Annotated in this window: 11 protein-coding genes and 3 pseudogenes; 6 read left to right on the top strand and 8 right to left on the bottom strand. The window is 64.9% G+C overall.

The annotated features are described in order from the left end of the window. Window positions 1-374: 374 nt before the first annotated feature. The 6 genes and pseudogenes from GON09_RS25115 to GON09_RS25090 all read right to left on the bottom strand — a co-directional run bounded on the left by GON09_RS25115 (window position 375) and on the right by GON09_RS25090 (window position 5,937). A complete protein-coding gene (locus GON09_RS25115) occupies window positions 375-1,541 on the bottom strand; it encodes an acyl-CoA dehydrogenase family protein (protein WP_213934736.1) in 1,167 nt (388 codons plus the stop codon). Window positions 1,542-1,560: 19 nt separating this feature from the next. Further along, window positions 1,561-2,556, bottom strand: a complete 996-nt coding sequence (locus tag GON09_RS25110; protein ID WP_213934735.1) for an NAD(P)H-dependent flavin oxidoreductase — start codon at window positions 2,554-2,556, stop codon at window positions 1,561-1,563. 25 nt (window positions 2,557-2,581) lie between these two features. Beyond that, window positions 2,582-3,006: pseudogene (locus GON09_RS25105) on the bottom strand (hypothetical protein). Between the two features lie 26 nt (window positions 3,007-3,032). Further along, window positions 3,033-3,794 (bottom strand): 3-hydroxyacyl-CoA dehydrogenase, encoded by a 762-nt coding sequence (locus GON09_RS25100; RefSeq protein WP_213934734.1) that lies wholly within the window; start codon window positions 3,792-3,794, stop codon window positions 3,033-3,035. 37 nt (window positions 3,795-3,831) lie between these two features. Continuing rightward, the gene (locus GON09_RS25095) at window positions 3,832-5,025 is read right to left on the bottom strand and encodes a thiolase family protein (protein WP_213934733.1); all 1,194 of its coding nucleotides are present in this window, start codon (window positions 5,023-5,025) and stop codon (window positions 3,832-3,834) included. Window positions 5,026-5,133: 108 nt separating this feature from the next. Beyond that, complete coding sequence (locus tag GON09_RS25090) at window positions 5,134-5,937, bottom strand: crotonase/enoyl-CoA hydratase family protein (protein ID WP_213934732.1); 804 nt, start codon at window positions 5,935-5,937, stop codon at window positions 5,134-5,136. Window positions 5,938-6,247: 310 nt separating this feature from the next. Here GON09_RS25090 and GON09_RS25085 point away from each other — a divergent pair, with 310 nt between their 5' ends. The 4 genes and pseudogenes from GON09_RS25085 (at window position 6,248) to GON09_RS25070 (ending at window position 11,340) form a co-directional block, all read left to right on the top strand. Further along, a complete protein-coding gene (locus tag GON09_RS25085; RefSeq protein WP_213934731.1) occupies window positions 6,248-7,348 on the top strand; it encodes a CaiB/BaiF CoA transferase family protein in 1,101 nt (366 codons plus the stop codon). 163 nt (window positions 7,349-7,511) lie between these two features. Then, window positions 7,512-8,849, top strand: coding sequence for an MFS transporter (locus GON09_RS25080; RefSeq protein ID WP_374195419.1), 1,338 nt, complete (start codon window positions 7,512-7,514; stop codon window positions 8,847-8,849). A 36-nt stretch (window positions 8,850-8,885) separates the two neighbouring features. Beyond that, window positions 8,886-10,442: an acyl-CoA synthetase gene (locus tag GON09_RS25075; protein WP_213934729.1), complete on the top strand. Its 1,557-nt coding sequence runs from the start codon at window positions 8,886-8,888 to the stop codon at window positions 10,440-10,442. Between the two features lie 279 nt (window positions 10,443-10,721). Next, a pseudogene (locus GON09_RS25070) lies at window positions 10,722-11,340 on the top strand (TetR/AcrR family transcriptional regulator). 136 nt (window positions 11,341-11,476) lie between these two features. Here the strand turns inward: GON09_RS25070 and GON09_RS25065 are convergent. After that, a complete protein-coding gene (locus GON09_RS25065; protein ID WP_213934647.1) occupies window positions 11,477-12,871 on the bottom strand; it encodes an IS1380 family transposase in 1,395 nt (464 codons plus the stop codon). Between the two features lie 831 nt (window positions 12,872-13,702). On the opposite strand from GON09_RS25065, the gene GON09_RS25060 reads away from it, so the two are divergent. After that, entirely contained in the window at window positions 13,703-15,001 is a 1,299-nt protein-coding gene (locus GON09_RS25060; RefSeq protein ID WP_244867093.1) for an MFS transporter, read from the top strand. Between the two features lie 382 nt (window positions 15,002-15,383). Continuing rightward, a pseudogene (locus GON09_RS25055) lies at window positions 15,384-16,632 on the top strand (IS256 family transposase). 756 nt (window positions 16,633-17,388) lie between these two features. Here the strand turns inward: GON09_RS25055 and GON09_RS25050 are convergent. Further along, complete coding sequence (locus GON09_RS25050; protein ID WP_244867011.1) at window positions 17,389-19,002, bottom strand: 4-hydroxyphenylacetate 3-hydroxylase N-terminal domain-containing protein; 1,614 nt, start codon at window positions 19,000-19,002, stop codon at window positions 17,389-17,391. Between the last annotated feature and the right edge of the window lie 5 nt (window positions 19,003-19,007).

Raw genomic sequence — 19,007 nt, 5'->3', positions numbered from 1 at the left:
AACGACGATCTGCTCGGCGTTGGAGACGTCACCGAGCATCAGTAGCGGACTGGACACGAATCAGGCGAGGGGGCCTTCGTTCCCTGCGTACCGGTGCGGACACCGACGAGCCGTGCGCGAGGCGTCGACATGCTCAATGCCACTCGAGGGCTCGCACATGCGAGCCCTCGAGTGGCGACGTCGTTCATCCCGGGCAGATCGGTGGCCCGCAGCTCGGCGAGGAGTGTTTCGTGGAGCGTCGGTCGCGGCCCGGCCTCGGTCAGCGGAGCCACCCGGTTCCACAGATCATCCGGAGCAAGATCAACAGCTGCCCGAGACACAGTGCCGGGTGCATCTCGACCGCCATGTGTCACGCCGAACTCATTCCGAAACGATCACTGGGCGATTTGCGAGGCGATGTCGCGGCCGATGATCTCCTTCATGACCTCGGTGGTGCCGCCGTAGATGGTCTGAATTCGGCCGTCGAGGAAGGACCGAGCAATCGGGTACTCCATCATGTAGCCGTACCCACCGTGCACCTGGACGCAACGATCCACGACGTTCTTCTGCAGCTCGGTCGCCCACCACTTGGCCTTGGCCGCGTCGACTGCGGTCAATTCGTCTGCGTTGAGGGCGATCACGCAGCGGTCGATGTGCGACTCGGTGATCTCGATCTCGGTGAGCATCTCGGCGAGCACGAACCGGGTGTTCTGCAGGTCGCCGATCGGCTTGCCGAAGGCCTTGCGCTCGAAGACGTAGTGCTTTGTCCACTCGTAGGCGGCGCGGGCGGCAGAGATCGCACCGATGGCGATGGAGAGTCGTTCGAGCGGCAGGTTCTCCATCATGTGGATGAAGCCGCGGCCCTCGGTGCCGAGCAGGTTGCTCGCGGGCACGCGGACGTTCTCGAAGACGAGTTCGGCGGTGTCCTGCGCGGCGAGGCCAACCTTGTGCAGCTTGCGGCCGCGGCTGAAGCCGGGGGTGTCGCGCTCGACGACGATAAGCGAGAAGCCCTTCGACCCGGCGTTCGGGTCGGTGCGGCACACGACGATCACCAGGTCGGAGTGAATTCCGTTGGTGATGAACGTCTTCTGCCCGTTGATCACCCACTCCTTGGTGGCTGGATCGTAAACGGCCGAAGTTCTGATCGCCTGCAGGTCCGAACCCGTTTCGGGCTCGGTCATCGCGATGGCGCCGATCAGCTCACCCGCGGCCAGCCCTGGCAGCCAACGGCGCTTCTGATCCTCAGTGCCGAGATGATTGATGTACGGGATCACGATGTCATCCTGGCAGCCGGTTCCCATGCCGAAAGACGTCGTCGCGGAGCGGGCAATCTCTTCGAAGACGACCTGCCGGAACCGGAAGTCGGTGACGCCGGAGCCGCCGAACTTTTCCGGAACGGACAAGCCCATGATTCCTGCCTTCGCGGCGGCGAGCCACGCACTGCGATCGATGAGGTGGTCTTCCTCCCACTGCAGGTAGTGGGGTTTGACCTCGCGGGCGAGGAACTCGCGGACGGTGCCGCGGTAGTCCTCGTGATCGGCTTCGAAGTGTCTGCGTTGCATAGATTCTGCCTCCTCGTGGTCAGGCGGTGACGGTCTGGGTTCCGCTGCCGAGCAGCCCTGTGAGGCGTTCGGCGATCAGTGCCTCCGCGTCGGCGACGATCCGTTCGACGAGCTCGCCCGCCGTCGGAATGTCGTGGATGATGCCCTGCACGGTGCCGACCGTCCAGATGCCGGCCTCCGGGTCGCCGTTCTCGTACACGAGGCGCCCTCTCGCCCCGGCGACGAGTTCACGGACGTCCTCGAACTGCCCGCCGCGGTCGAGGATCTCGACGACCTCGCGGCTGACGGTGTTGCTGGCGACCCGCGCAGTGTTGCGCAGTGGACGGAAGATGAGCTCGGTGTCCGTCTCCTTCGCCGCGACGATCGCCTCCTTGATCGTGCGGTGGATCGGCGACTCCTCGGTGCACATGAAGCGGGTACCCATGTTGATCCCGTCGGCACCGAGCGCGAGCGCCGCGACCAGGCCGCGGCCGTCGCCGAAACCGCCGGACGCGATCATCGGGATGGTGATCTGCTCGGCAGCGGCGGCGATCAGCACCAGGCCCGGCACATCGTCCTCGCCGGGGTGCCCGGCGCACTCGAATCCGTCGATGCTGATGCCGTCGACACCGATGTCCTGCGCCTTGACGGCGTGCCGGACGCTGGTGCACTTGTGCAGCACCTTGATGCCGGCGGCGTGGAAGTCGGGCAGGTGCGGTGCCGGGTTGGATCCGGCGGTCTCGACGATCTTGACGCCGGAGTCGATGATGACCTGGCGGTACTCGTCGTACGGCGGCGGGGTGATCGCGGGCAGGATGGTCAGGTTCACCCCGAACGGCTGGTCTGTCATCTCGCGGGTGCGAGCGATCTCCTTCGCGAGATCGTCCGGTGTGGGTTGGGTGAGCGCGGTGATCAGGCCGAGTGCGCCGGCATTGGCGACAGCGGCAACGAGTTCGGCGCGACCGACCCACTGCATGCCGCCCTGCACGATGGGGTGGCGGACGCCGAAGGTCTCGGTGAATGCGGTGGTCAGCACGTAGGTCTCCTCGCGGTACGGATTGTCAGGGAGCGGTGGGATGGCCGACGACACGCAGGACAATGGCGGTGTAGCGGTCGGCGACCTCGTCGGGCGTCAGGGGACCGTCGATCTGGAACCAGCGGGTGATGGACTGGCCCATGTCGAGCAGGGCACGGACGGTCTCGGGGATGTCGTCGACGGCGAAGACACCCTTCTCGATGCCGTCCGTCACGAGATCGAGGGCCATGAGTTCGAGTTGCTTGCGGGTGGCCGCGTATCGGCGGCGGTTCTCCGGGGATAGGTGACGCATCTCGGAGTCGAGCGCGGACTGCTGCGGGCGAGGTCGCGGACGGTGGTGCCGTGGAAGCCGTTCTAATGGAATGCTTCGAGGACGTGGTCGAAGATGGGGCCGAGCTGCATCGGCTCGAAGTCCCGCCATGCGGCGGCGGTCGGCGGCTGTGCAGTCATCGGCCCCTCCTCGGTTCGTGCGTGCGTCAGCGGGGTGCCATGCGGATGGCGCCGTCGAGACGGATGGTCTCGCCGTTGAGCATCGGGTTGGAGACGATGTGCGCGGCCAGGGCGCCGTACTCGGACGGGTCGCCGAGACGCGACGGGTGCGGTACCTGCGCGCCGAGGGACTTCTGGGCCTCCTCGGGCAGCGAGCCCAGCAGCGGGGTCTTGAACAGGCCCGGTGCGATGGTGTTGACGCGGATGAGCAGCGACGCGAGGTCGCGGGCGATCGGCAGGGTCATGCCGACGACACCGCCCTTGGACGCCGAGTAGGCGGCCTGACCGATCTGGCCGTCGAAGGCGGCGACGGAGGCGGTGTTGATGATGACGCCGCGCTCGCCGTCGATCGGCTCGGTCTTCGAGATCCGCTCGGCCGCCAGACGCAGCACGTTGAAGGTGCCGATCAGGTTGACGTTGATGATCTTCGAGAAATCGGCGAGGGGGAACGCGCCGTTCTTGTTGACGGTCTTGATGGCGTTGCCGATGCCGGCGCAGTTGACGGCGACACGCAGCGGTCCGAGGGACTCGGCGACGTCGAGTGCCTCCGCGACGGCGGCCTCGTCGGTGACGTCGGCGGCGACGAAACGGACCCGGTCACCGAGCTCCTTGGCGACGGTCTCGCCGTTGGAGGACGGCAGGTCGATGATGACGACCGAGGCGCCGTCGGCGAGCAGGGCCTTGGTGGTGGCGAGGCCGAGGCCCGACGCGCCACCGGTGACGACCGCGACGCTGTCATTGACGATCATGGTGTGCCTTTCGAATCGGTGTGGAGGAGAAGGTGTCTCAGAGACGTTCGATGATGGTGGCGTTGGCCATGCCGGCGCCCTCGCACATCGTCTGCAGGCCGTAGCGACCGCCGGTCGCCTCGAGCTGGTTGACCAGGGTGGTGAGCAGGCGGGTGCCGGAGGAGCCGAGGGCGTGGCCGAGGGCGATCGCGCCGCCGCGCGGGTTCAGCTTCGCGGGGTCCGCGTTGAACTCGTGCGCCCAGGCGAGCGGCACCGGCGCGAACGCCTCGTTGACCTCGTAGGCGTCGATGTCCTCGATGCTCAGGCCCGCACGCGCGAGCACCTTGTGGGTGGCGGGGATCGGAGCGGTCAGCATGAAGACCGGATCGTCGCCGGCGACGGAGAACGAGTGGAACCGGGCGCGCGGGGTCAGGCCCAGCTTGTTCGCGGCCTCCTCGCTCATGATCAGGACCGCGGACGCGCCGTCGGTCAGCGGCGAGGAGTTGCCGGGGGTGATGTTCCAGCCGGCCTCGGGGAAGCGTGCCGCGTACGAGTCGGTGTAGAAGGACGGCTTGAGGCCGGACAGGCCCTCGGCGGTGGTCGCGGCGCGGACCGTCTCGTCGACGAGGTGGGTGACCGTCTCGCCGGCGGCGTTGGTGACGTCGATCGGGATGATCTCGTTGTCGAACGCGCCCGCGGCGATCGCCTCGGCGGCGCGCTGGTGCGACTGCGCGGAGTAGGCGTCGAGGGTGTCGCGGTCCAGCTTCCACTTCGCGGCGATCAACTCGGCGGAGATGCCCTGGTTGACCAGGCCCTCGGGGTAGCGGGCGGCGATGCCCGGGCCGCCGGTGTCCTTGCCGAGGGTCGCGGTGCCCATCGGGATGCGGCTCATGGACTCGACACCGCAGGCGATGACGATGTCGTAGGCGCCGGCGATGATGCCCTGGGCGGCGAAGTGGGCGGCCTGCTGGCTCGACCCGCACTGGCGGTCGATGGTGGTGGCGGGCACCGAGTCCGGGAAGCCGGCGGACAGCAGCGCGGTGCGGGAGATGTTCACTGCCTGCTCGCCGACCTGAGCGACACAGCCGCCGATCACGTCGTCGACCTGGGCCGGGTCGAGGTTGTTGCGCGAGACGATGGAGCGCAGAACGGTGGCGAGGAGCTCGACCGGGTGGGTGCCGGACAGCGCGCCGCCCATCTTGCCCTTGCCGGACGCGAGGCGGACGGCGTCGACGATGACTGCGTTGGTCATGATGGTGATCCTTCGGGTGTGGTGGTTGGGGCGGTCCGGTGCCGGGAAGGTGGGCACGGCACCGGACCGAGTTTCAGTGGGGTGGGGCGAGGTGGCGAGGCGGCCGGGTCAGCGACCGGTCCAGACGGGTTCGCGCTTCTGGGCGAACGCGGCGGGGCCCTCCTTCGCGTCCTCGCTGGTGAACACGACGGCCATCGACTTGGTGTTGGCGTCCCAGACGCCGGACTCCCAGTCGGCGCCGGTCGCGGTGCGGTGGATCATCGCCTTGGACTCGCGCACCGACAGCGGCGCGTTGACGGCGATCTTCTCGGCCAGCTCGAAGGCGACGTCGAGCGCGGTTCCCGCGGGTGCGACCCGGTTGACCAGGCCCAGCTCCTTGCCCTCTGCCGCGCTGATCGGCTCACCGGTCAGCGCGATCTCCAGGGCGATCTTCTTCGGGATCTGCTGCTGCAGACGGATCACGCCACCCGCCGCGGCGAACAGGCCGCGCTTGACCTCGGGCAGGCCGAGCTGCGCGTTCTCGTCGATGACGGCGAGGTCGGCGGCGAGAACCAGTTCGGTACCGCCGCCGAGGGCAAATCCGTTGACCGCGGCGATCGTCGGCTTGCTCACCCAGTGCTGTGCGAAGCCAGCGAAACCCCACTCGGGGTGGTCCTCCGCCTCGAGCGTCTGCCCGGCGCCGATCGCCTTCAGGTCCGCGCCGGCGCAGAACGCACGGCCCGAGCCTGTAATCACGATGACCCGCACCTCGTCGTCGGCGTCGGCCTGTTCGAGGTAGTTGCCGACCGCGGTGGACAGCTCGCAGTTGACGGCGTTCATCGCGCGCGGGCGGTTCAGGGTGATGAGTGCGACGCTGCCGCGGCGCTCGTACAGCGCGGCCGGTTCGGGCGCGGGGGTCGACTCGTCGGCCACAAGGCCTCCTTCAAGTTGGATCAAGCAGTTATATAACGATCGCTATATCGATACCATGTTCCCGAAAATCAGGCCAATGCTGTATCTATCGATCGCTATATGATTTGATGCACAATAAAGGGAGTCGCAGAGGTGGCCGACTTGAGGTTCCGAGCGCTGTCTCCGACAGCGGATGCGGCAACGCCGTCAACCCCCTTGCCAGCTTCAACGACGTGACGACTGACCCTCGGCGCCGAACACGGACGCCCTCCAGAACCCGGAACCGGGCTGCAACAACTGATCTGATCATCATGAACGAAGAGGTACGAAAATGACGGGGCCGCTGCATGGACTGCGGGTGGTTGAGCTTGCCGGTATCGGGCCGGGGCCACACGCCGCGATGATCCTGGGAGATCTTGGTGCGGAGGTGGTGCGAGTCAACCGCCCCAACCCCTCCGGGGTCGACGTCCTCGACGGCAATCCGGATTATATGTTGCGCAACCGTCGGTCCGTCGCCGCCGATCTGAAGAACCCCACTGATCTCGAGCTCGTTCTTCAGCTGATCGAGAAGGCTGACGTGCTGATCGAGGGGTTCCGGCCGGGCGTCGCCGACCGTCTCGGGTTGGGCCCGGATGACTGCGCCGCCGTGAATCCGCGACTGGTCTACGCCCGCATGACCGGTTGGGGTCAGGACGGCGAGATGTCGCAGCGTGCCGGCCACGACATCAACTACATTTCGCTGACCGGCGCCCTGCACGCGGTCGGGCGACCGGGCGAACGACCTGTTCCGCCCTTGAACCTGGTCGGGGACTTCGGTGGTGGATCGATGTTCCTCCTGCTCGGAATCCTGTCGGCACTGTTCGAGCGCCAGCAGTCAGGTGAGGGGCAGGTGATCGACGCATCCATGTTGGACGGCGTCTCGGTTCTGGCCCAGATGATGTGGGCGATGCGGGGATTCGGCCAGTGGTCGTCCGAAGCTGGGACGAACCTCCTGGACGGGGGCGCGCCGTTCTACGACACGTACTCGTGTGCGGACGGGGGAGCAGTGGCCGTCGGCGCCATCGAGCCGCAGTTTTATGCCGAACTCCTCGCCGGTCTAGGCCTCACCGGCGCGGATCTTCCGGATCAGAACGATCGATCGGGATGGCCGACTCTGCGACGTCGGTTCACCGAGATCTTCGCATCCGAGAAGCGTGACCACTGGACAGTCGCTTTCGACGGCACCGATGCCTGTGTCACCCCGGTCCTGTCGTTCGATGAGGTCGCAGGAGATTCCTACCTGCGCGAGCGAGGAACGATCGTCGACATCGACGGTGTCGCGCAGGCCGCGCCGGCGCCGCGCTTCTCGCGCACTCCACCGACCGCCCCGACCGCCCCGTCGAGGTCGGACGAGGATCTTGCGGGCATCGCCACGGAGTGGTCGTCGCGCTAGATCGACGCTGCACCCGCGAATCAGTCGCGGACGTCGGCAATCCACCAGCGGTGCGGGTACCGGCACGTCCGGCGACAGTGTCTCACTCCAGGTGACAGGGCGGTCTGGACTCACTGCCGATTTGCTGACTCTTCCACACATCCTTTGAAAGGCAATCATGACGATTCCAACCCCCCGACAAGAAGATCAGGGGCAGACCCTCGAACCTTCCGCCAAACAGGGCCAGCCGAAACGCAGGGCGCGAAAGGCCGCATTCGCAGCCGCCATCTCGACCTCGCTCGAGTGGTACGACTTCTTCATCTACGCGACGGCTGCGGCTCTCGTCTTCAACGCGACCTTCTTCGCAACAGACAGTGAAGTGGTCGCGGCACTCAATTCGTTCGCCACGGTTGCCGTCGGGTTCGTCGCCCGCCCGATCGGCGGGATCATCGCCGGCCACTATGGCGACCGCTACGGACGAAAGCCCGTTCTGGTCGCCGCGATCCTGTTGATGGGTGTTGCGACCACACTGATCGGCCTGGTTCCCAACACATCTGTTGTGTGGCTCGCACCCGCGCTGCTGGTACTGCTTCGCATCTGCCAGGGCCTGGCCGTCGGCGGTCAATGGGGCGGAGCGGTCCTGTTGGCCATCGAGTACGCCCCGGAGAACCGGCGGGGGTTCTACGGTAGTTTCGCCCAGCTCGGCATTCCGATCGGTATCGTCCTGGGTAACAGCGTGTTTCTGCTCGTCTCGCAGACCGTGTCAGCTGATTCCTTCATGAGCTGGGGCTGGCGAGTGCCGTTCTGGATCAGCCTGCTGATGATTGTCGTGGCCGTTGCCATCCACCGGTACCTCGAAGAGACCCCGGAATTCCAGGAGGTGGAGGCCAAGCGGGAAGCGGCGCCCACGCCTGCCGCCTCACCCGTACTCCATGTCCTGCGCAACAACCTCGGAACGGTCCTCCTCGCCGGCGGCACCTATCTTGCAGGACTCTTCGTCTTCTACATCACCATCACCGGTGCGATGCAGGTTGCCACGACGAACCTCGGCATCGAGCGCTCCACCGTTCTCTGGATCGTCCTGGCCGCGGTCGGTATCACCGCTGTGATGGTTCCACTGACGGCATATCTGTCGGATCTGTACGGGCGCAAACTGATCTACGGCATCGGAATCGTGGGCATCGGCGTGTGGGCGGTACCCATGTGCCTGTTGATCGCCTCGGCCCACCCTGACAACATCTGGCCACTCGCGATCGCCCTCATCGCCTGCTGCGTGATCCTCTCGTTCCAGTCCGGACCGCAGGCCGCACTGTTCGCCGAATTGTTCCCCGCGGAGGTCCGGTATTCCGGAGCTTCCCTCGGATACCAAGGTGCTGCCATCGTGGGTGGCTTCGCACCAATGGTCATGGTCGCGCTCGTCGACGGCAACGAGACGAATCTCTGGCGGGTCGGTGCGCTCATCGTGGGCCTCGCCGTCGTCGCACTCCTGTGCCTCATCGTCCTTGCCCGTCGCCGCTACTGAGACCGAATCTGGACCGCCTACTCAGGAGATCTACATATGTACCCTGGTGCACATTTGGAAGCTGGATCGGACCGCCCAGCGGTGATCATGGCCACCACCGGCGAGACGGTCAGTTTCGCCGAACTCGAGGCGAACTCGATCCGCATCGCTCGCCTTTTCCTGGAACTGGGCCTGCAGCGCGGAGACAACGTGGCGGTGCTCACCACGAACAGTCCGAGGGTCTTCGATCTGTACTGGGCAGCCATGCGCTCAGGCCTGTACATCACGATGGTGAACTGGCATCTCACCGCTGCCGAAGCGGCCTACATCGTCGAGGACTGCGGCGCCAAGACGCTGGTGGTGGATGCGGCGCTGGGAGAAATGGCAACGGAACTGTCCGGACTGACCCCCGGGATCGAGCACCGACTGTCCATCCAGGGCACCGTTCTCGGCTACGCCGACCTGGACGAAGCGGCAGCCCGGCAATCCTGCGTTCCTCTGGCTGATCAGCCCCGGGGTGCCGACATGCTCTATTCGTCCGGCACCACCGGCCGACCAAAAGGGATCAAGCCGCCACTGCCCGACCGCCAGATCGGAGATCCTGGAGACACCGTCACAACCACGTACAAGGAGGTATGGGGAGTCAGCCCGGGAGACGTGTACCTGTCCCCCGCACCGCTCTATCACGCGGGACCGCTGCGTGTGTGTGCCGCCATCCAGGCACTCGGTGGAACAGTCGTCGTGATGGACCGCTTCGACGCCGAGAAGACCCTCGAGTACATCGAGAAATACAGGGTCACCCACAGCCAGTGGGTGCCGACGATGTTCGTCCGCCTGCTCAGGCTTCCCGAGGAGACTCGGCGCCGCTACGATCTGTCCAGCATGCGGATAGCGAATCACGCCGCCGCGCCGTGCCCGATCGAGATCAAGCGGCAGATGATCGACTGGTGGGGCCCGATCATTTTCGAATACTATTCGTCCACCGAAATGAACGGCAGCACGATCGTCAACACCGAGGACTGGTTACGCAAGCCCGGAACCGTGGGGCGGGCTGCTCTCGGGGTGCTGCACATCTGTGGCGCAAACGGAAATGAGTTGCCCGCAGGAGAGATCGGCTCGATCTACTTCGAGCGGGACGAGCTACCGTTCCAGTATCACAACGATCCGGACAAGACCCGGGCCGCCCAGCATCCGGATCATCCCACGTGGACCACCACGGGCGATGTCGGCTACGTCGACGCAGACGGATACCTGTTCCTCACCGATCGTGATTCGTTCATGATCATCTCCGGCGGAGTCAACATCTACCCGCAGGAAATCGAGAATCTCCTCATTGAGCACCCCAAGGTTCTCGACGCAGGCGTGATCGGAATACCTGACGAGGACATGGGGGAACTCGTCACCGCAATGGTGAAGCCGATCGAGGGAGTCCACGGCGATGATGCCCTGGCCGCAGAACTGCTGGAGCATCTGCGGGGTCGTATCGCGAAGTACAAAGTGCCCCGGCGGATCATCTTCATCGATGACATGCCGCGCACCATGACCGGAAAACTCATCAAGCGCGACCTGGTACAACAGGCGGTACGCGTGCCCGGGGAGGATCATCCCGAGTAGAGCGGTGGTCGTAAGGTGTGGCGGTCACGAGGACAAGGGCCGCCGCACCGTCCGGAACCGGGCGAGAGCGTGAACGTCTCCAGTTCGTCATTTCCGCAATGGCACTGAGGTGTAGTGCCCAGTTCTACGGAGAGATTCATTCTGGTCGGTCTGTACCGAGGAATACACGGAATGGTCAGCCCTCCACTGAGCGGGGGAGGTGGAGGTCCGATGTCGGGGTCCAGGTGCCGCGGGTCGTATAATCGCAGGCGCCGAAATACCGACAGGGGGTTCAACACCATGACATCGGACGCCAATGAGTCCACCGATATCGTTGTGGTGGATTGGCGTCGAGTCGACTCGTCGGAACTGTCGAACCTGCTGTCTGCGGCTCTTGATGCCTTTCATGCGGGCGGATTGCATGGAACCACGGTTCGAGACATCCTGACGCGCGCGAATGTGACAGCTCCGTCACTCTACTACCACCACAAGAACAAAGAAGGAATCCTGCTCGAATTCTCGACGAGTGACGTCGGGATTCGGATGAAAGCCGCCGAGGCCGACGGCGACGCGGCGAGGCAACTGGCAAAACGTGATCGAGGCAATTGTGTTGCTGATGACCGAGCGGGCGCGTCTGTCGGCGCTCGAAGGCGAGGTCCGGTATCTCGCGCCGGACAACCGTCGCCGGTACCGAAAAGCACGTAAAGAGATCGTACTGACGATCGTCGAGAAGGGTGTCCGGGCCGGAGCGTTCAGTGTCCGAGACAATTTCGAGACGACACGCGCCCTTCTCGCCATGTGCCAAGCGATTCCCCGTTGGTATCACGACGGTGGACGACTCACCGCCGAAGACGTAGCCGCAAAGTACTCGGATATTGCGCTAACCTCAATCTTTCGCGAGTCCCGCGTGCCGGCCTGAGCGGCTTCGGATTGGATGTGGAGACCGTGGATCCGGTGTGCATCCACGCTCGGTCGCCCGACACGGTCGGGTGACGCCGAGGTCCACGGCCCCGAGAACGGTTTCCTTTCGTCTCGATCGGACAGATAAGAACTGGTCACGCAGGCGCAGGAAGCGCTGCGAGCCGGTTCAGGCCGGCCATGAGAACATCGACATCCGGAGCTGTGACGGCCAGCCGCAGACGAACACGGCGGGCGTGTCGGGCGATCCTCCCCGCGATCGACAGCAGCCGCAGCCGCACCCGTTTCGGTTCCCACCGCCGTGCCGGAACCTCGGTCAACGCGAGCATCTGCATCCACGCGAGCAGCTCGCATGCGAGTTGCACGAGCGCCAACCAGATCCGGTTCTGATCGAAACCGTGCAACGGAAGATTCTGCAACCCGGTGACTTTCGCTGCTCGGATCCGGTCCTCGCACCGAGCCCTACGCCGGTGCCGCAGCTCCAGATCGGGCAGTTGGCCTCGGCGGGTGTTGGTGACGAACGCGGTCAGGCGTAGCCCGTCGCGGTCGGTGAACCGCAACTGTGCACCCGGATGCGGCCTCTCCTTCCGGACGATCACCCGCATGCCTTCCGGCCACGTCGACAGATCGAGCAGGTCGGTGATCTCGGCGACCCAGGCCCCGTCGCGGACCTGGCCGTCGGAATCGTAGGCCGGGGTCCACGCCTGGTCAGGAACCAGGTCGATCGCTTCGGCGTGGGCGTCGGTCAACCCGAATCCGACCGAGTACGAGAGCCTGCGCTTGGTCAGATACTCGACCAATCCGTGGGTGCCGCCGGCGCCGTCGACGCGCACCAGCACCTTCTTCCCGACCCGATATGTCGGGTCGAACGGCAACTGCGCGAGTGCGTCCTGCACCACGGTGATGTGATCGGCGGCAGTATTCGACCCGGAGTTGCCCGGCCGCAGCAGCATCGCGACGGGTTCACCGGTACCGCCGGTGCCGTGGTCGACGAACGCGCACAACGGATGGAACCCGAAGCCCCGCTTGAACGTCGGAGCGGCCTGTTCCTTCTCCGAGTGCGCGGTGACCAGGGTGGCATCGATGTCGAGGACCAGCGGATGGGCTTCGTCGATGGCGTGGTCGGGAGCCGATGTGCCGGCAGCGGCCCAGGCGTGGGCTCGGGCGGTGGCGCGGGCCCGTCCGATCGCGGCGAGTGCGGTGTCGACGTCGGCGGCCAACACGCTGATCAGGCGGGAGACGGTGGGATCCGAGGCCACCGCACCGAAGATCTCCGGGTGCGCCCGCAGTTGTGCGATGTCGGCGAGGCAGTCTCCGCCGATCGCCAATGCCGTCGCGAGATCGAGCACGATCTTGCCGGGATCGTGTCGGGCCAGCGGTTTTCGATATGGTGCGAGCTCGGTCGTCAACGCCCCAGCGAGGCCGGTCTTCTCCGCGGTGCGCAGCAGCAGAGCCGCGCCGGCATGGGACACGACGCCGGTTCCGGTGGCCGATGCGGACACGCGAGGGTAGGGGGACGTAGACTTGCTCACCGGAATGGTGCTCCTCGAACTGCGGCGGATATGACCCTAGACAAGTCACATCTTCGCAGTTCAGAGCACCATTCTTTGTATGCGACACTCGGTCGGTTCGCTATCTCCGCGAAAGCCCGAGGCTAACCTCGGTCGGATACTTGGCACCACGCTGGAGCCCTGCCTGACTGCGGCGCGCGATCCCCGACTCGGCGGCGGTAGCCGGGTGTTTGATTGCGGACGAAGGGTCTTGTCGGCTGACCCGACTTGGCTCACGTCTTGGTGAGAATTCGCGGTCCGCTCGCCCGGCCTCGAGTTTCTGTCTCGATCGATGCGCCTTCACACTCTGATGTGTACGCAGATTCTCAAGGACGCAGGACGAGGCAGCGTCCCGAGGATCGACGTCCAACGGGGCGCCGCCTCTGTTAGTCCAGCCGATCGCTGTATTGGCCACCGCGGACTGATTGCGGCGCACGTCGAACCCGGTCCGGCCGGCTCCATATGTCACCGCCACCGGATCCCGAATGGAACGGCTCTACGCTGCGATGATCGCCAGATCTGATGATTCGCTCGAATCTCGCCTTGATTCGACTGAATCAATACCCTACTGTGATCCAGGGCACGATTGGTGGCTCCTGTGGTGCAGGCGAACGACTTCCGGCCGTCTGGACGCGGTTCCCACGCATAAGTTGCCACCTGATGACGAGAGAGTCCGAGGCCAGTAGGATCCGGCCACTGCACAAAGGGGAAACTTTGAGCGCGACAGACGAATTGAGCCTCAATGTGGGGCAGAGAATGAACAGGATTCCCACGGTGACTCGGACGCAGCGCCGATGGTTCGCTGTCGTGTCGATGCTGATGATTCTTGAGATGGCCGACATCAATGCCTTCGCTTACGTAGCCCCCACGGTACGAGCGCAGTGGGGCCTGTCTGTGGATGAGGTCGCATCGATCACCGCATCCGCATTCCTGGGCATGTCTGTGGGTGCCCTGGTCGGCGGCGTTCTGGCGGATCGATTCGGGCGCAAGCGAATGCTCGTCCTCGGCACCGTCTTCTACTCGCTTGCCTCGTTGGGCTGCGCGTTCGCGGAATCCGCCGGCGAGCTGATGGTGTACCGGTTCCTGGTCGGTTTCGGACTGTACACCGTAACCATCTGCGCCCTGACATTCATCGCCGAGATGTTCCCGCAGCGTCAGCGGGGACGGGTTCAGGCGTTGGTCCTCGCGATCGCGCTTCTCGGTATTCCCATGATGTCGTGGTTCTCACGCTGGGTGGTTCCACAGGGGGACGAGGCATGGCGTTGGGTATTCGTCCTCGGCGCACTCGGTTTGGTCGGCGCACTCGTGTCGCAGTGGCTGCTTCCCGAGTCGGTCCGTTGGCAGGAGGCGCGCGATCGCGCTACCCTCGCCGAACCGATCGTCGCCCAGTTGGAGCGTGAGTCGGCTTCGCTGCTGGAAGTTGATGAAGCAACAACGGTTCCCGCCGCTTCAGACAAGGCCACCTTCGGTGAGTTCGTCCGCAGTGGGTACGTAAAGCGTACCGTGGTGTTGAGTCTCGTCCTCGGCCTGTCGAGCGCGGTGTTCTACGGATTCAACTCCTGGATCCCCGTTCTGCTGACCGAACACGGGTTCAGCAACACCAGCAGTCTGACATACACCTCGATCCTGGCGCTCGCCGCCTGCCCGGGCGCCCTGAGCGCGATGCTCTTCATCGACAAGGTCGAGCGAAGGACAGCGATCATGGTGGTCTTCCTCGCCATCGGCGCAATGCTGCTCGTGTTCGGGTTCACCGGCAGCCTGGCGATCCTGCTCACCTCCGGCGTCGTCCTATGCTTCCTTCTCTACTGCAGCACGGCGATCGCTTATGCCTACACCCCGGAGATCTTCCCCACGCGGTTTCGGGCACTTGGAACCGGTATTGCAAACTCCATCGGGCGTCTGTCCGCCTTCGGTGCAATGTTCGCCGTCGCGGCGATTCTGGGCAATATCGGATTCACTGCGGTGTTCGCGTTTCTGGCGACCGCCATCGCGAGTGCGGCCCTGATCATCGGCATCTTCGGTGAGCGTACCTACGGGCGCACCATCGACGAGGTGGCTAGCGCAGGCGGGCGCACGAGGTCCTCGTCCGCCCGCGTGCCCGAGACTGCCTGACTCCGGGCCGATTCGGTCGGTCATCGCAGCACTGACAGAAGTGGCGTCCGGCCGGGGATCATCCCTGCCGGACGCCGGTCTGCGTTCGACGTTCGCGCGTTGATCATCAATGCCCTCCGAGCCGCTCCGGGCCGGGCCGACGCTGAGGCAGTGAGCCGGTCGCGATCGACGATCAGCCGCGAACCAATACGGGGTACGATGAGGCGTGGCAACTCGGCTCCCCACCCCCCGGGTGTCGGGGGGATAAGTCCCGGGAAGTGGTGGGAATCGGCTGAGGGCATCCGGCCAGGTCCGCGGCGTGTCGCTCCCTCTCCGAGAGTGGGCCATCGCGTAGTGATCAACGAGTTACCGACCAAAGTGACTCACAGAAAGCAACCACGCGATGACCCACGACCATTCTGCACTGCTCGCCCAACTCGACGCGCTCAAGGGCGCCGACAGCGCCAGCGTGTTCGCCGAACTGATCCGCACCGGACTGCAGGCCTTGATCGAAGCCGAAGCCACCGACAAGCTCGGCGCCGGCCGGTACGAGCGCACCGACACCCGCACCACGCACCGCAACGGACATCGCACCAAGACCGTCGCCACTACCAGCGGCGATGTCGAGGTGAAGATTCCGAAGCTGCGGTCCGGTTCGTTCTTCCCCTCCCTGCTTGAGCGGCGGCGACGGATCGACAAGGCCCTGTACGCGGTGGTCATGGAGGCCTATGTGCACGGGGTCTCGACCCGCAGCGTCGACGACCTGGTCGGTGCGCTGGGCGTCGGATCCGGGATTTCGAAGTCGGAAGTCTCACGGATCTGCGCCGGCCTCGACGCCGAGATCACCCGCTTCCGTGAGCGCACCGCGGGCGCACACGAGCTTTCCGTATGTGTTCCTCGACGCCACCTTCTGCAAGGTCCGGGTCGGGGCGCACGTGGTCTCCCAAGCACTGGTGGTCGCGACGGGGGTGTCGATCGACGGCACCCGCGAGGTGTTGGGCACCGCGGTCGGTGATTCGGAGTCGTTCGAGTTCTGGCGTGAGTTCCTCACCAGCCTCAAAGACCGGGGTCTGTCGGGGGTGCATCTGGTGATCTCCGATGCGCACAGCGGTCTTAAAGCTGCTGTGATGCAGCAGTTCGCGGGATCGTCGTGGCAGAGGTGTCGGGTGCATTTCATGCGCAACATCCGAGCCGCGGTGGCGGCCAAGCATGTGCCGCCGGTGATGGCCGCGGTCAAGACGATCTTCGCGCACACCGATCCGGTCGAGGTGGCGGCGCAGTGGGATCAGGTCACCGACACCTTCTCCGGGTCGTTTCCGAAGGTCGCGGCGTTGATGGAAGCGGCCAAACACGATGTGCTGGCGTTCACCGCCTTTCCGAAGGCGCACTGGCAGAAGATCTGGTCCAACAATCCCATCGAGCGGTTGAACAAGGAGATCAAGCGTCGAGCCGATGTCGTGGAGATCTTCCCGAACCCGGCGGCGTTCCTGCGTCTGGCGACCGCGGTGGTCATCGAGCAGCACGACGAATGGCAGGTCACCCGCCGCTATGTCTCGGATGTGAGCATGGACGAGCTCCGGGCGGTGATCGCCGCCAAGCACCGCGCTGCCGAACCGGCGTTGTCGTTGACCGGTTCGACCGAAAGAGCATAGTATTCACCGCGACTCGTTGATCGCTACATGCATCGTCAGCCGATCCGAAGTCCACCACTCCACGGGGCACTATCTTGTCGGGGCGCGAGCGATACGTCCGAAACCCGTCTCAGCGGTCCACCTATGAGTGATTGTGGTGCTGGTACGACCCCGGCTCGATCAATATAAGCGAACGGCCTGCTGAGTCGCTGGGGAGGTGATCCGAAGTCGTCGACAGCTATCGAGATCGCCGGACTGTCCGTGTGCGTCCGATCGCCTGAGCCGGAGCCGAATCGATCACCCGCCCGTGCCGAGCCGGCTTCTGTGATCCCCACTCCCCGTGGCGGCCTGGACGAAAGAGAAGGCGAATGGGCTGCGTCATCGGTACCTTCCTGGCTCGGCCTCTGTAGATTCGCACCGCCGAGCACATCGACTGCCTCGCTACCGAACTCGCCAAGCGCCCCCATACACGGCGCTGTGCTGGTTGCGATGATCGGATGAGTCCACTCTGGATGAGTCCACCACTATGGCCTTGATTCCACAGTGCTCCCGCTGTCTGTCCACGCCCGGCTTCCGAGGCACCGCATCGGTCTGGCAGACAAGACGCCACAGCGGGCTTCGTCCGGCCCCGTGTGGGAACCGGACGAAGCCCGCTGGAATTGCGGATCCGGATCCGGGACCAGTGCACCGTGGCCCCGCCCGAAGCCGGACGACCGCACAGTCTGTCGCGCAATCAGATCGTGGTAAGCCCAATCCGACTTGGACTTGAGTCACCGTTCAGAGTTCGGCGACCCCGGCGAGATCGGCGACATAGTCACGCGCCCGCGTCGGATCGAACGAGCGGGAGATCTGCAACTTCTCGGCTTCGAGCGAGCCTTCGGCGTGGGTGGCGAGGACGGACTGGTAGCCGCCGTAGTCACGTGCGGTCAAGTCGGCGATGAAGTTGAGCAGGCGAAGCCGCTTCTCAGCGGGAACAGCCGCCGCATAGTACTTTTCAAGGACAGCCCGAATATCGGGATTGTCCCAGTCCTCGCCACCAGGGCCGGTGGCGAGGAGGCCACCGGACAGATCCGTCAGGATCGCGACGGCGTTGTGGAAACCGTGCGCAAAGTGGTACTTGGCCATGTTCACTGCCAGCGGATCAGGCTGCTGGACACCGTGCTCGCCCGGACGTGAGCGCACCGCCGACAGTTGCGCAAGGCCGCGAACGGTCTCGCTCCAGGTAATCAGCTCGGTCAGCTTGCCCTTGACATGGCCCGCTTTGCTGATGCCGTTCGCCTCGGCGATCAGCGAGGCCGCACCGACCATGATGTCGAGCAGCGGCAGCTTGTAGTTGATGGCGGTGAAGCGGTGGTAGTCCACGAACGCAAGGGCCAGTGGACCGGCGAGTTCGGGGCGGCGGTTGAGGAACACCCGATCTTTCGGGACCCGGACGTTGTCGAAAACGGTCAGCGATTCGAGCAGCTTGTGCTTGGTGGAGATGGGGAACTCGAAGCTGTTCCGCTCGCCGGCCGCGTACGGCGAGACGTACAGGTTCAGGCCGGGGGTATCCATGGGGATGGCGAACGACACGGCGTAGTCGGCATCGTCCGGTCCCATCGCGCGGGTCGGCAGCACGATCAGCTCGTCCGCGTTGGCCGAGAAGGACGTGTGGCACTTCGCGCCGCGAACGGTGATCGACTCGTCGTCCTCGTCGACGATGTGCAGGTACAGGTCCGGATCCGCTTGCTGGCGCGGAGAGAGGGACCGGTCGCCTTTGACGTCGGTCTGCGCCACGGCGAGCGCGAGGTCCTCGCGGCACACCCGCTGGTAGAACGCGCGTGCGTTGTCGAGTCCTTCGCCTTCGGTGGCTCGCAGCAGGGCGAACAATGCATCGCTGCCGACCTCCTTGAGGACGATCGTGCCGCCGCCACGACGGGATACTTCCTCGATAAGCGCGCCGCGGCGAACCAGATCGTCCGCGTTGGCCGGCGCGACGTAGAACGTGCTGACCTGCTCACCGTCGACATCGGTGATCGCCAGGTCAGGACGGTCCGTCGCGATGTCGTAGCACAGTGCCGAATGATCCACGGCGAGAGCTAGTTCGGGCTCTCCGACCACGTCGTCGATCTGTCGTCCTCGATAGAAGACGCGCCGACCGTCCGCCAGCCCCTTGCGGAACTCGTCACCGGTGCGCAAACCCATATTGTTACTCCTTGTCGTGCTCACTCTGGACTTGGCGGCTGAGAGCCACCAGGTTGTGGTGGGCGGGACGGAGGATGTTGACCACCCTGCGCCCCGCCTGTATTTGGTTCTGCGGCAGTGAGTTCTGACGCAAAATTTGTGGCCGCGGGTCCATCGCGATGCCTTGCGGTCACTGCGATGGACCCGCGGCTGGACCGGTCGCGCCATCCCGC

Source organism: Rhodococcus sp. B50, from assembly GCF_013602415.1.
In the GTDB taxonomy this organism is placed as follows: Bacteria; Actinomycetota; Actinomycetes; order Mycobacteriales; family Mycobacteriaceae; genus Rhodococcus.
The sequence above is the reverse complement of the archived record's forward strand: the minus strand, read 5'-3'. Positions and strand labels throughout refer to the sequence as shown.

Bases quoted from the DNA above. Each gene is read 5' to 3' on its own strand.
- GON09_RS25115 (WP_213934736.1), bottom strand. From the start codon at position 1,541: ATGCAACGCAGACACTTCGAAGCCGATCACGAGGACTACCGCGGCACC.
- GON09_RS25100 (WP_213934734.1), bottom strand. From the start codon at position 3,794: ATGATCGTCAATGACAGCGTCGCGGTCGTCACCGGTGGCGCGTCGGGC.
- GON09_RS25095 (WP_213934733.1), bottom strand. From the start codon at position 5,025: ATGACCAACGCAGTCATCGTCGACGCCGTCCGCCTCGCGTCCGGCAAG.
- GON09_RS25085 (WP_213934731.1), top strand. From the start codon at position 6,248: ATGACGGGGCCGCTGCATGGACTGCGGGTGGTTGAGCTTGCCGGTATC.
- GON09_RS25075 (WP_213934729.1), top strand. From the start codon at position 8,886: ATGTACCCTGGTGCACATTTGGAAGCTGGATCGGACCGCCCAGCGGTG.
- GON09_RS25060 (WP_244867093.1), top strand. From the start codon at position 13,703: ATGCTGATGATTCTTGAGATGGCCGACATCAATGCCTTCGCTTACGTA.
- GON09_RS25050 (WP_244867011.1), bottom strand. From the start codon at position 19,002: ATGGCGCGACCGGTCCAGCCGCGGGTCCATCGCAGTGACCGCAAGGCA.